This window comes from Arthrobacter sp. JB02-1C, assembly GCF_057748045.1.
Genome location: NZ_CM173235.1, coordinates 870,085 through 883,485, shown reverse-complemented (window position 1 = coordinate 883,485; position 13,401 = coordinate 870,085). Strand labels below are relative to the sequence as shown.

The window sequence follows — 13,401 nt, the reverse complement described above, 5'->3', positions numbered from 1 at the left end:
GTTCGTGACTCCGGGTCATGGGCGGCAGCCTTTTGGCTGCTTGCAGGGCGGCAAGGTGGCTCGGCCTGGCGTTTGGCCCTGGTTCAGGTGACCTAGCTGTTCAGCTGCGGGGTCAGCCTGACCGTGTCGCCGTCGATGTCCAGCCGGGTGGTGAAGCTGAATTCGTGGACGGCATCGAGGTTGGTGATGGCGCCGGTGAAGAGGTCCTCCTGCCGCGCCTTGATCCGGGCTTTGCCGTCCAGCGGAGCGACCACCCAGCGGCCGCCGAACGGCTCGATGCTGACGGACGGGTAGTTGGTGATGCTCCAGTCGATCGTCCCCGGCACGATGCGGTTGTTGGTGGTGTGATAGAACGGGCACGCCGGCTGGAGTTGCTGCTTTTTGTCCGCCTCGTCCGCGCAGGTGTCGAGGAATTCCTTGACCTTGGTGCCCACGGCGTTCTTAAGTCCGTCCGTGGCCTGGGTCAGCAGGCTCAGCGGTGCGCTGGGGGTCTCCCGGCCGGAGACGGTGACCTGCGTCGCCGGCGCGGTGAAGAACGTGCCGTTCAGGGACGCCTCGTACCGGCCCGGGTAGAACACCGCGAACGAGTTGCGTCCGTTGGGCATGTTCACCGCAACCCCGTTGAGCGACGCCTGGTTTGCGTTGACGACCGTGACGTCCAGCACGGGCAGCGCGGCCGGGACGAAGGACCAGTCGTGGAAGAAGAGCCACTGCGTTCCCGAGCTTTGCAGCTGGAATTCGGTATGCAGTTGGCTTCCGTCGATGCTGTAGTCGACGGGCACCATGACCTGGTTCCCGCCGCGGTCCTCGGCATCACCGATCTTCACATCGGAAATCTTCGCTGCCGCAACCTTCAAGGCTTCGCCGTCCAGCATCGCGGCGTCGCTTTGCGGCACGGTGGCCCTCAGCAGGCCCAGGGCCCGGGCACCGTCGCCCTTGTGCAGGGCGTCCAGGTACTCGCGGACCGGCTGCTGCGGGCTGGCCACCGAACTGTTGACGAGGTTGACCGCGACGACGGCGCCGGCCACGGCGAGCATCAGGCCCAGCAGCCACCCGGCTGCCATCCTGACTAACGCCTGACTCATCTGCACGTACTTTAGATTACCGGTACGGCCATCAAATCCTTGAGTTGGCCGTCGCCGGCGGGTGGTCGGCGCCCTCCCGCGCCCGCGGGTGCTGGCCTAGCGGCGACGGCGTGAGGAGGTGCCGAAGACGCCGCGAAGCAGCTCGCGCCCCAGCTGGGTACCCATGGACCGGACCATGCTCTTGAGGCCGCCCCCGAGGGCGCCGCCCAGTGCGCCGGCCAGATCACCGGCCACGCCGCCCGCCGGCCCGGCCGGGGCGTGGCCTGGCGCCGGTTCCGGCCGGCTGCTGTCCGGACCGGGGGCGGGGCGGCTGCTGGGCCGTCCCAGGATCTCCGCCTCGATCCGCCGGGCGTCTGCGTCCACGGCCTGCGGATCGTAGCCGCCGGCCACCGGGGGCTCGCCCGGGGCGGCTTCCCCGGTGGGGGCAGCGCCTTTCCCGGAGAGTTTCTCATACGCGGAGAGGTTGTCCACGGCCGTGCCGTACTTCGCGAGGAGCGCGGAAGCTGCGACCGTGCTCTTGACGAGGTCGTCCGCACTGGGCCCCATCACGGATTCCGGTGCGCGCAGCCGGGTGAGCGCCACCGGCGTCGGCGCACCCTTCTCGTTCATGACGGTTACCACCGCCTCACCGATCCCGGCTGACGTGAGTGTTTCCTCAAGGTCATAGTCGCTGACCGGAAAGGTGGAAACTGTCGCCTTCAGGGCTTTGGCATCTTCCGGCGTAAACGCCCTCAGCGCATGCTGGATCCGGTTGGCGAGCTGGCCGAGGACGTCTGCGGGAACGTCCTTCGGGGTCTGCGTCACGAAGAAGATGCCTACTCCTTTGGACCGGATCAGCCGGATGGTGGTGGTGATCGCGTCCAGGAAGGCTTTTGACGCACCGTTGAACAGCAGGTGGGCCTCGTCCAGGAAGAACACGAGCTTGGGCTTGTCCAGGTCGCCGGCCTCCGGGAGGTCGTGGAACAGGTCCGCGAGCAGCCACATCAGGAACGTCGAGAACAGCATCGGTTTGGTCTGCAGGGTGGGCAGTTCCAAGCAGGTGATGACGCCGCGGCCGTCCGGGGCGGTGCGGAGCAGTTCGGCGGTATCAAACTCAGGTTCGCCGAAGAACTTCTCCAGGCCCTGCGCTTCGAGGTTGATCAATTCGCGGAGGATCACGCCCGCGGTGGCTTTGGAGAGTCCACCCAGCTCGGCCAGTTCGTCCTTGCCGTCATCCGAGGTGAGGAACTGGATGACGGCCCGGAGATCCTTGAGGTCGATCAGTTCAAGGTTTTTCTGATCCGCGAAGTGGAAGACCAGCTGAAGGCTGGACTCCTGGGTGTCGTTGAGCTCCATGACGCGGGAGAGCAGGATCGGGCCGAAGGAGGTGATGGTGGCACGCACGGGGATGCCGTTGCCGTCCCCGCCGAGGGCGAGGAACTCCACCGGAAAGGTCTTTCCTGCCCACGCCTGGCCGATGCTCTGGGTACGTGCGGTCATCTTGTCGCTGGCCGTCGCGGCAGTAGCGAGGCCCGAAAGGTCGCCCTTAATGTCCGCAAGGAACACCGGAACGCCGGCATTGGAAAGCTGTTCGGCCATCATATGCAGCGTCACAGTCTTGCCGGTGCCGGTCGCGCCGGCAACCAGGCCATGCCGGTTCATCATGGACAGCGGCAGGCGGACCGGGGCGTCCTTGTGCAGCTCGCCGTCGACGATGGCCGCGCCCAGCTCGATGGTGGGCCCTTCCAGGGTGTAACCCTTCTGGATGGTGGCGACTTTATCTGCGGTGGATTTCATGGCCATGCCGTTAGCATAGCCGCGTCCGGTTGCCGGCGAGCCGGCGCGGGCAGGGATATTTAAGCCGGCAGGGCCTGTGGTGCGCGCAACACCGGCCGCCCGCTTGAAATAAGGCGGCGTCCGGCGTCGTTGGCATCAGTGAGCGGCCGGCGGATCCCGGCAGAGCCGCCACCGCTTCACCACACCATGCAACGCAACGAAAGGCCGGCACTTCCGTGACTGTTCCGCTTTCCATCCTCGACCTGGCAGTAATCGGGAAGGGTCAGACTGCGGCGGAAAGCTTCGCCGGCAGTGTCACGATGGCGCAGCGCGCCGAAGAGCTGGGCTACCGGCGGATCTGGTACGCCGAACACCACAACATGTCCTCCATCGCCTCCTCGGCGACCAGTGTGCTGATTGCCCACATCGCCGCGCACACGAAGTCCATCCGGCTGGGGGCGGGCGGGGTGATGCTCCCGAACCACGCACCGCTGACTATCGCCGAGCAGTTCGGAACGCTGGAGACCCTGCACCCGGGCCGGATCGACCTCGGCCTCGGCCGGGCGCCCGGCAGCGACCAGAACACCATGCGGGCCCTCCGGCGTGACCCGATGAGCGCGGACAGCTTTCCGCAGGATGTCCTGGAATTGCAGGGCTACCTGACCGGCCCGAGCCGGATTCCCGGGGTGGAGGCCACCCCGGGGAAGGGCACGAATGTGCCGCTTTACATCCTCGGTTCGTCGCTGTTCGGGGCCAGGCTGGCGGCCCAGTTGGGGTTGCCGTACGCCTTCGCGTCGCACTTTGCGCCAAACGCGTTACAGGACGCCGTGTCGCTTTACCGCCGCGAGTTCCGCCCCTCCGAGCAGCTCGAAACGCCGCATGTGATCGCCGGTGTCAACGTCGTCGCCGCCGACTCGGCAGCGCACGCGCAGGAGATGTTCCAGGCGACGAAGCGCGCCCGGGTCTCGCTGTTTTTCGGCAACGGCCGGGTCTTCACCGACGACGAGGCCGACATGATCCTGGATTCACCGCAGGGGCAGCACATGGCGCAGATGATGAAGTATTCCGCGGTGGGCACTCCCGACGTGGTGCTGGAATACCTCGAGGAATTCACCCGGCACGCCGACGCCGATGAACTGATCGTCGCGCACCAGAGCAACGGCGTGGCCGACAGGCTCCGCTCCGTGGAACTCCTCGCGGAAGCCGCCGGGTTGGCCCGGGTCTAAGTCCCCGCTGCTCCGACGTCGGGCGGGCGCGGCTACTCGCAGGCGATGCCGTCGTTGTCGCGGTCCAGTTTGCTGCTGTACCCGGGCTGCCCGCGCCGGATGGGCGCGGCTCCGGCGGCGCGAACGGCCGCACAATTTGCGTAATAAACGGCTGCCGGCGCAGGCACCGCAGGCACCACGGCCGGAGCCGGAGCCGGGGCGGGCGCAGGAGCCGGGGCGGCCTGGGCTGGAGCGGGAGCGGGAGCCGGAGCCGGGGCCGCCTGGGCCGGGGGCTGCGCGTTGGTGGGTGCCAGAGCGTCCGGGCAGTCGGCCAGAATCCGGGCCATGGCGTCGTGCTCGGCCTGGGTGACCCACAGTGCGTAGCTGGCCTTGACCGAGATCTGCCGTGCCACGTACGGACAACGGTAGGACTTGTTGGACGGGAGCCAGGTGGCGGCGTCACCATCGCTCTTTTGCATGTTCGCGGGACCGTCGACGGCCAGGAGATTCAGCGGATCGTTGGCAAAGGCGAGGCGCTGTGCGGCGCTGAGTTGCTGGGCGCCCTTTTGCCAGGCGTCGCTGAGCGCCACGACGTGATCGATCTGGACCGCCGTACTGGTGCTGTTTCCCCGGACGAAATTAATAAGCTTCGCCGTGTACGGATCGGCAAGGGCGCCCGAAAGCACCACACAGTCCCGGGTACCGGATTTCAACGCGACGGACGTCAGGTCGCGGCGGAGCACATCGTTGCGGGTGTCGCAGCCGTTGCGGTCAACGTCGGACCACGCGGGCCCGAACTGGTCGCGGGAATACCCTGTTTTCGGCGCCCTGCCCTTGATGGGCAGGGTAGCCAAAACGTCCGATGCCCTGCTGGCGTAAGCAGGCTGCTGGTGCGGGGCCATCGCGCCGGACAAGGTGACCGTGGGGGCGGTCTCCGGGTCCAAGGGCGCACCCGGCTCGGCAGTGACCGTAGGTGATGCCGACGGCGTCAAAGACGCGGCGGAGGTTGCGGGTGCGGCCTGCTCAGAGCCTCCCGGACCGGCGGCAGGCCCTGGGCCCGCGCAGGCGGTGGCAACCACCAGCACGAGTCCGGCGATGCCGGCAGCGACCCAGTCGGCCGCCCCGGTGCGCGTTTGAGTGGCAGTACGCATATATCCCCCAAGTCCCAGCAGCATTCGGCCCTGGTTCGGGCCTTCTACAGCCTAGCGGCGCTGTTTCGAGGCAGGCCGGCGGCACGCCGGAAGCACGCCCCCGCGGCGCACAGGCCGGTGCGGGGCTGCGTTGCGCTAGTTGAGGGCGGCGTTGTTCAGGGCGTGCGGCGGACGCAGGAGGCCCGCGCTGTGGCCCTCGGCCGGATCGCTTCCGATCTGCACCACCTTGTTGTCCTTGTCCACATGGACGACCTTGGGGGTGTAGGCCTTGGCCTCTTCCGTAGTCATCTGGGCATAGGTAATCAGAATGACCAGGTCGTTCTCGTGCATCAGGTGCGCAGCCGCCCCGTTGATGCCGATGACGCCGGAACCGCGCTCGCCGGCAATGGTGTATGTCTCGAGCCGGGCACCGTTGGTGACGTCCACGATCGCGACGAGTTCGCCCGGGAGGATGTCGGCCGCCTCCAGCAGGTCCAGGTCCACCGTGACCGAGCCGACGTAGTGGAGGTCCGCGTGGGTGACCGTGGCGCGGTGGATCTTGGACTTGAATATTGTTCGATTCATAACAGCACCAGTCTAGCGCCGGCGTCGACCCTGCGCTGTGAGCCGGCAGACAGGCGCCGGCTGGCGCTTCACACTCCCGGGGCCACGGATGCGGCCGTCTGGGCCAGGACCTCGCGGGTCACCAGAATGGCGGGACGCTTGGCGCTGGACCGGCGGACCGACGTGAAAACGGTGCGGTGCGGGTTGCCCGGAAGCTCCAGCAACCGGGCGGTGGTGCCCCGTCCGGTCCAGACCAGGTCTGGCATCAGGGCCACCGCGTTGCCCGACTCGATAAGCCTGATCTGGGCCTGCAGGTCGGCGGTCTCAAAGCGGACGTCCGGTTCGAACCCGGCACTCCGGCAGGCCTGCTCCGCCCAGTGCCGGGACGCCGCGCCCCGGGGTTCCATGACCCAGGGCAGGTCGGCGGTGTCCGCCAGGCCCGTGATGGCCCGGCCGCAGGCTGGCTCCGGCGGGACCGCCAGCCTGATGGCGTCGCTCGTCAGCCGGAGCCGGTCCAATTCTGCATAGCGGGGCGCCGCATGGCCTGGGTACTGCTCGGCGATGACCAGGTCGAAGTCGCGGGCCCAGGTTTCGTGCAGCGCGGTTTCCGGTTCCCGCTGCGTCATTTCGACCCGGACTTCCGGGTAGCTGGCCGACATCCTGGTCAGCGCGTCGGGCATCAGCGCCAGGGCGGCGGACTGGAATACGGCGATCCGGACCGTGCCGGTGACCGTGGTCAATGAGGCAGCGAGGTCGGCCTCGGCTTGTTCCAGCGTCTCCAGCAGCTGGGCGGTGTGGGCCACCAGCACTTCTGCCTGCGGGGTGAGCTGCACACGGCGGCCCGTTTTGCGCAGGAGTTCGACGCCGGCTTCCTTCTCCAAAAGCGCCAGCTGCTGGGACACCGAGGAGGGGCTGTACTGCAATGCCTCGGCGACTTCGGCAAGGGTGCCCCGGATCTGCAGTTCGCGCAGCAGGCGCAGTCTCCGGACGTCCAGCATCGGAAATTCCTTCGTGAATTATAACGGTTATTGATTAGGAGAATTCACTTTATCTAATGCAATTGGACTTGCATACTGGTCTGACCGAGTAAGCCCCATCACAGGGCGGGGTTGATGGGCGACACCTCTACTACGGGAGGCCCCGATGAGCAACAGAAACCTGACCACGTCGATGATGCGGCGCAAGCCCATCAACGACATCGAAGAGGAAAACAAGCACAGCGGGCTATTCAAAAGCCTGGGGCTGTGGCAGCTGACTGCCATCGGCGTCGGCGGCATCATCGGCGTCGGCATCTTCTCGCTGGCGGGGCTGGTGGCGCACGGCAGTGCAAGCGAGCCCGGCGTCGGGCCAGCAGTGCTGTTCTCCTTCCTGATCGCCGGCCTGGCGTCCGCGGCCGCGGCGCTCTCCTACGCCGAATTCGCCGGCATGGTGCCGCGGGCAGGGTCCGCCTATACCTACGGATACGTGGCCCTGGGGGAGGTGTTCGGCTGGTTCATCGGCTGGGATCTGCTTCTGGAGTATGTCGCAATCGTGGCCGTGGTGGCGATCGGTATCTCCGGCTATTTCGACGCGTTCCTCGCCGGCGTCGGCCTCCATATGCCCGCCTCGATGACCTCAACGTTCGATGAGGGGACCGGGGGAGTGGTCAATGTCCCGGCAATCGTTGTCTGCCTGATCGTGACGTGGATCCTCTCGCGCGGCACCAAAACGTTCGGCCGCTTCGAGCTGGTGGCTGTCGGTATCAAGGTGGTCCTGATCCTGTTCATCATCGGACTGGGCGTCTTCTATATCAACACCAACAACTACAACCCGTTTATGCCGAGCGGTTTTGGCCCGGTCCTGGCGGGGTCTGCCACGGTCTTTTTCGCTGTGTTCGGTTATGACGCCATGAGCACGGCGGCCGAGGAAGCCACGGACGGCAAGAAGCACATGCCCAAGGCGATCATCCTGTCCTTGATTGTGGCCATGCTGCTCTATGTCGCCGCGACCCTTGTCCTGACGGGCATGCAGAATTACCGCGAAATCGACCCGAAAGCCGGCTTCGCTTCCGCGTTTAATGGCGTGGGCCTGCCGGTGATCGCCACGATTATCTCCGTTTTCGCCGTCCTCTCCATCCTCACGGTGATGCTGACCTTCCTGCTCGGCGTCACCCGGGTCTGGTTCTCCATGAGCCGCGACGGTCTGCTGCCCGGCTGGTTTGCGAGGACGGACCGGCACGGCACCCCGCAACGCGTGACCTGGATTGCCGGCGCTGCCTCGGCACTGCTGGCCGGTGTCTTTCCGATCAAGGCGGTGGCAGACCTGACGAACATCGGCATCCTCGCCGCGTTCGTCGTGGTCTGCCTGTCCGTGATCATTTTCCGGTACAAGAAGCCGGATGCCCCCCGGACGTTCCGCCTTCCGTTTATGCCGGTGGTTCCGCTCTTCGGCATGCTGGCCTCGGCGTTCCTGATGGTCCAGCTGCACTGGGAGACCTGGCTGCGGTTCGTTGTCTGGCTCATTATCGGCCTGGCCATCTACTTCGGCTACGGACGGAAGCACTCCCTGATGAACCCGGACAGTCCCCGGCACCAAGAGGCCGTGGAGATGCACCGCCACGTCGGGTGATGCCCGGAACCATCACTTTTGCTGATCAGTATCGCTCGGAAAACATCGCTTTATCTTATGTGAGTCGCAGTCGATACTGATCTTGAGAACGTCCACATCTTGCGAAGGAACGCGTGCAGCCATGACCCACACCTCCACCGATCCCGTCCACAGCGCCGGCTCCCCAGCCCGTGAGGACGCTTCCAGCGGACAGGCCGGCACTGGAGCCGTCGTCAGTGGCCCAGCGCTGGCGGCCGATGGGCTGGCCGCGGAATCCATCGCACTGGTGCGCCGCTGGCTGGCGGCGGCGGCCGAGGTGCCCGTCGATGCGTCCGCCCAGCAGCTCGCCGGGGTCCTCAAGGACCCCAACGGCCTGGACTTCACGGTCGGATTCGTGGACGGCGTGGTGCGTCCCGAGGACCTGCAGGTTGCGGCCCGCAACCTCGCCGCCTTGGCCCCCAAGGTGCCGGCGTTCCTGCCCTGGTACATGCGCAGCGCTGTCCGCCTCGGCGGTGCCCTGGCCCCGGTAGTGCCGCAGGTCGTCATCCCGGTCGCCCGCCGGGTGCTCCGTGAGATGGTCGGCCACCTGATTGTTGACGCGACCGACGCCAAGCTTGGTCCGGCCATCTCGAAAATCCGCAAGGACGGCATCAAGCTGAACGTCAACCTCTTGGGTGAGGCTGTCCTTGGCCAGCATGAAGCCGCCCGCCGGCTCGAGGGAACGGATATCCTGCTCTCCCGTCCGGATGTGGACTACGTCTCGATCAAGGTGTCCTCCACCGTCGCCCCGCACTCCGCGTGGGCCTTCGACGAGGCCGTGGAGCACGTGGTGGAGAAGCTCACGCCGCTCTTCACCCGTGCCGCCGCCTTCGCCACCGGCGCAGGCCAGAAGGCCAAGTTCATCAACCTGGACATGGAGGAATACAAGGACCTGGATCTGACCATCGCGGTCTTCACCCGGATCCTGGACAAGCCCGAGTTCAAGAACCTCGAGGCCGGCATCGTGCTGCAGGCTTACCTGCCGGACGCCCTGTCGGCGATGATGCGGCTGCAGGACTGGGCTGCGGCCCGCCGTGCCCGCGGCGGCGCCGCGATCAAGGTCCGTGTGGTCAAGGGCGCCAACCTGCCGATGGAGCAGGTGGAAGCGTCCCTGCACGGCTGGCCGCTGGCCACCTGGGGCACCAAGCAGGACTCGGACACCAACTACAAGCGCGTCATCAACTACTCGCTGCAGCCGGACCGGATCAACAACATCCGGATCGGTGTCGCCGGCCACAACCTCTTCGACATTGCCTTCGCCTGGCTGCTGGCCAAGCAGCGCGGTGTTGAGTCCGGCATTGAGTTCGAGATGCTCCTCGGTATGGCACAGGGCCAGGCCGAAGCGGTCAGGAAGGACGTGGGGTCCCTCCTGCTGTACACGCCGGTAGTCCACCCCGCCGAGTTCGACGTCGCCATCGCTTACCTGATCCGCCGGCTCGAAGAAGGAGCCAGCCAGGACAATTTCATGTCCGCGGTGTTCGAGCTCAGCGACAACGAAAAGTTGTTTGAGCGTGAGAAGCAGCGCTTCCTCGCCTCGCTCGCCAAGCTCGACGACGAGGTTCCGGCCCCGAACCGCCGGCAGAACCGTGCCCTCCCGACAGAACCGCTGCCGCGCGACTCGTTCGGGAACACCCCGGACACCGATCCGTCGCTGCCGGCAAACCGCGACTGGGGCCGGGCCATCCTGGGCAGGGTGCCGGGTTCCACCCTGGGCAACGACGCCGTCGAGGCCGCCACGATCAATGACGAGGCGACCCTGAACGCTGTCATCGACACCGCCGTCGAGAAGGGCAGGGCCTGGGGCGCCCTCACCGGGGCGGAACGGGCCGAGATCCTGCACCGCGCCGGCGACGTGCTCGAAGCCCGCCGCGCCGACCTCCTCGAAGTCATGGCGAGCGAAACCGGCAAAACCATCGACCAGGGTGATCCCGAGGTCAGCGAAGCAGTGGACTTCGCGCACTACTACGCGGAATCGGCACGCAAACTCGACGACGTCGACGGCGCAACGTTCGTCCCGGCGAAGCTGACCGTGGTGACACCGCCGTGGAACTTCCCGGTGGCCATCCCCGCAGGGTCCACCTTGGCGGCGCTCGCCGCAGGTTCCGCCGTCGTGATCAAACCCGCGAAGCAGGCCCGCCGCAGCGGCGCCGTGATGATCGAGGCCCTTTGGGAAGCCGGCGTGCCGCGCGACGTGCTCACCATGGTGCAGCTGGGCGAGCGGGAACTGGGCCAGCAGCTGATCTCGCACCCGGCCGTGGACCGCGTCATCCTGACCGGCGGCTACGAGACCGCCGAGCTGTTCCGCTCCTTCCGCAAGGACTTGCCCCTGCTGGCTGAAACCAGCGGCAAGAACGCCATCATCGTCACGCCCAGCGCGGACCTGGACCTTGCCGCCAAGGACGTGGCGTACTCCGCCTTCGGCCACGCCGGCCAGAAGTGCTCCGCGGCCTCCCTGGTGATCCTGGTCGGCTCCGTTGCGAGGTCCAGGCGCTTCCACAACCAGCTGATCGACGCCGTGACCTCGCTCAAGGTTGGCTACCCGGAGGACCCGACCAGCCAGATGGGCCCGATCATCGAGCCCGCCGGGGGCAAGCTCCTCGACGCGCTGACCACCCTGGGCGAGGGCGAGTCCTGGGCCGTGGAGCCGCGGAAGCTGGACGACTCCGGAAGGCTCTGGAGCCCCGGGGTCCGGTACGGCGTCCGGCCCGGTTCCTACTTCCACCTCACCGAATTCTTCGGCCCGGTGCTGGGTGTCATGACCGCAGCGACCCTGGAGGACGCCATTGCGCTGCAGAACCAGATTGAGTACGGGCTGACCTCCGGCCTGCACTCGCTGGACGCGGACGAACTTGCCCTTTGGCTGGACACGGTCGAGGCCGGCAACCTCTACATCAACCGGGGGATTACCGGCGCCATCGTGCAGCGGCAGCCGTTTGGCGGCTGGAAGAAATCCGCCGTCGGCGCCGGTACCAAGGCCGGCGGGCCCAACTACCTCGCGGGTCTCGGCGGCTGGGTGAGCAAGCCCGGCGCCTCCGGCGAAAGCGGTGCATCTGGAGCGCAGGGCGCCGCCGGGTACGGCGCGGCCACGCCCCACGCTGGCGTGCGCCGTCTTGAGGATGCAGCCATGGGCTTCCTGGCCACCGACGAGGCCGTGACGCTGCAGCGCTCGCTGGCCTCCGATGCCCGCGCCTGGGCGGACGAATTTGGTACCGCCAAGGATGTCTCCGGGCTGGCCGCCGAACGCAACGTCTTCCGCTACCGCCCGCTCCCGGTCACCGTGCGCCTCTCCGAAGGGGAGCCGCTGGGCGCCCTGGTGCGCGTGGTGGCGGCCGGCGTCCGGGCCGGGTCGCGGCTCGCAGTCTCAAGCGCCCTCGAACTTCCCACCCAGCTGCAGGCCGTCTTTGCCGGTTTGGGGATCGGCGCCGCTGTGGAAGACGACGCCGCGTGGCTGGTTTCCGCTGGCCGGTTCGCCTCTGCGCCGAGGCTCACAACCCCCCGGATCCGCCTGATCGGCGGCGACGCGAAGGCCCTGGCCGAGGTGACCGGCGGCCGCCCGGACCTGGCCGTCTACGCCCACCCAGTCACCGAAGCCGGCCGGGTTGAGCTGTTGCCGTTCCTGCACGAGCAGGCAATCAGCATCACGGCGCATCGCTTCGGCACGGCCAACCATCTCTCGGAGGGCCTGATCTAGCGGGAACCGTCTGAGGCAGGCGGTGCCGGCAAGCGCCCGCCGGCGGTGCGGGTCGTCTGCGGGCGCCGGCAGCGGACGTCTGCGGGCGGCCGCGAGCCTGGCGGGCGCCGCCTGACCTCAGCCGAGGTACCAGCCGGGCGGCACCCAGGACGCTGGTACGGCGTGCGCGGAGAAGTCCTCGCAGCCGGAGCAGAAGTACGTCACCTCGCCGAGCCTGCTGATTGTGCCGTCGCGGTGGTGCTTGACCGGGACAAACGTCTCCAGATAGACGTACTCGTCAGTCCCGCACCGGTCGCAGTAGGGGATGCCGGCGTAGTCGTCGTCGCTGCGGGCGGCGCCTGGGTGCGGGTCGCGGCGGCCGAGTACCACATGCGGCATGCTTTCGAGGCGGCCGGCTGCGGTGAGGGGCTGCCCGGGAACCGGCAGGTGTCCCGCCCGCAGAACATGATCTGGACCGCTTGTGGCTGGCGTCATTGCTGGCCTATCCCGAGCGTCTGCCGCGATATGACGCCAACGCCGAGCGCGCCAACGAGGCACAACGTTCGATTTTTCGAATCCTAGGAGCAGGCCCTGCTTGGCCTGCCACACAGTCAGAATAGGGCAAGTACACCGAGGCATCAATGGCCCAAATACCTGTTGACACAACGAGTACTTCAGACAGGTATAAGGTCCTGCATGCGCGTCAGCCCTCCAAAGTTCCGCGCCGAATCGGGTCACCCGCTACGCAGATCCAGGTAGCGGCCCTCCGGTGTCGGCGCGGAGAACCCCGGTCGCGTCTGTCACCGTCAGCTTCTTGGCGATTGCCGGCTGGGTAGCCACGTAACCCGGCTGCGGCGCGCGCTGCGGGAGAGGAACACACGGGCGAAATGGAGCGGCTGACGGGAATCGAACCCGCGTATCAAGCTTGGGAAGCTAGCGCTCTACCATTGAGCTACAGCCGCAGTGAGCCGCAGTGTGACTAGCCAGAAACCTGGATCGTGTCCCGCGGAACACGAGCTTTACCTTACCCCAGCCGGGGGACTTCCCTGAACAATCACGCGTCGTGATGCGTCGCGCCACACCTGGCCTGTGCACGGTCCGATCCTGCGCGGGCGTTGCAATTCGAAATTCTGGCGCGCGCGAACTCGATCTGTGCGCCCAGACCAGCGACAAAGCACGATCCAAATCGGGCCGTGGAATACGTAGTGCAGTCTCAGATCCAAGTACTACCAGCGGGTAGTGGTGAGTGGCCGACCCTCCCAAAAAGGGTAGAGCGCACTCGTGTGCGTCCAAAAGTCATCTATTTAGCTTGGGGGACCGCAGCCAGCCAAGTCGTTAGAGGGTCTCACTATGTTTCGTCGGACGTT

General features: G+C 66.7%; 9 protein-coding genes and 1 tRNA gene. 3 read left to right on the top strand and 7 right to left on the bottom strand.

What is annotated here, in order from left to right; all coding sequences use genetic code 11:
• Positions 1-92: 92 nt before the first annotated feature.
• Together AC3ANP_RS04165 and AC3ANP_RS04160 are read right to left on the bottom strand one after the other, a co-directional pair.
• Positions 93-1,085 carry a hypothetical protein gene (locus tag AC3ANP_RS04165; protein ID WP_488332095.1) on the bottom strand — a complete coding sequence of 331 codons (993 nt, stop codon included), beginning with the start codon at positions 1,083-1,085 and terminating at the stop codon, positions 93-95.
• Positions 1,086-1,181: 96 nt separating this feature from the next.
• Positions 1,182-2,867, bottom strand: a complete 1,686-nt coding sequence (locus AC3ANP_RS04160; RefSeq protein WP_488332094.1) for a helicase HerA-like domain-containing protein — start codon at positions 2,865-2,867, stop codon at positions 1,182-1,184.
• Positions 2,868-3,076: 209 nt separating this feature from the next.
• Here AC3ANP_RS04160 and AC3ANP_RS04155 point away from each other — a divergent pair, with 209 nt between their 5' ends.
• Entirely contained in the window at positions 3,077-4,066 is a 990-nt protein-coding gene (locus AC3ANP_RS04155) for an LLM class flavin-dependent oxidoreductase (RefSeq protein ID WP_488332093.1), read from the top strand.
• A 32-nt stretch (positions 4,067-4,098) separates the two neighbouring features.
• Here the strand turns inward: AC3ANP_RS04155 and AC3ANP_RS04150 are convergent, their stop codons facing one another.
• From AC3ANP_RS04150 to AC3ANP_RS04140, 3 genes are all read right to left on the bottom strand, one after another.
• Positions 4,099-5,196: a GmrSD restriction endonuclease domain-containing protein gene (locus AC3ANP_RS04150; RefSeq protein ID WP_488332092.1), complete on the bottom strand. Its 1,098-nt coding sequence runs from the start codon at positions 5,194-5,196 to the stop codon at positions 4,099-4,101.
• 135 nt (positions 5,197-5,331) lie between these two features.
• The gene (gene panD / locus AC3ANP_RS04145; protein WP_488332091.1) at positions 5,332-5,760 is read right to left on the bottom strand and encodes an aspartate 1-decarboxylase; all 429 of its coding nucleotides are present in this window, start codon (positions 5,758-5,760) and stop codon (positions 5,332-5,334) included.
• Between the two features lie 68 nt (positions 5,761-5,828).
• Positions 5,829-6,737, bottom strand: coding sequence for a LysR family transcriptional regulator (locus AC3ANP_RS04140; RefSeq protein ID WP_488332090.1), 909 nt, complete (start codon positions 6,735-6,737; stop codon positions 5,829-5,831).
• A gap of 145 nt (positions 6,738-6,882) precedes the next feature.
• Between AC3ANP_RS04140 and AC3ANP_RS04135 the strand changes: the two genes are divergently transcribed.
• Both AC3ANP_RS04135 and AC3ANP_RS04130 read left to right on the top strand, forming a co-directional pair.
• Positions 6,883-8,346: an amino acid permease gene (locus AC3ANP_RS04135; RefSeq protein WP_488332089.1), complete on the top strand. Its 1,464-nt coding sequence runs from the start codon at positions 6,883-6,885 to the stop codon at positions 8,344-8,346.
• Between the two features lie 121 nt (positions 8,347-8,467).
• Entirely contained in the window at positions 8,468-12,055 is a 3,588-nt protein-coding gene (locus AC3ANP_RS04130) for a proline dehydrogenase family protein (protein ID WP_488332088.1), read from the top strand.
• A gap of 117 nt (positions 12,056-12,172) precedes the next feature.
• On the opposite strand, the gene AC3ANP_RS04125 is transcribed toward AC3ANP_RS04130, so the two are convergent.
• Positions 12,173-12,433 carry a hypothetical protein gene (locus AC3ANP_RS04125; protein ID WP_488332087.1) on the bottom strand — a complete coding sequence of 87 codons (261 nt, stop codon included), beginning with the start codon at positions 12,431-12,433 and terminating at the stop codon, positions 12,173-12,175.
• 489 nt (positions 12,434-12,922) lie between these two features.
• Positions 12,923-12,996 (bottom strand) — tRNA-Gly (locus AC3ANP_RS04120).
• Positions 12,997-13,401 lie beyond the last annotated feature (405 nt).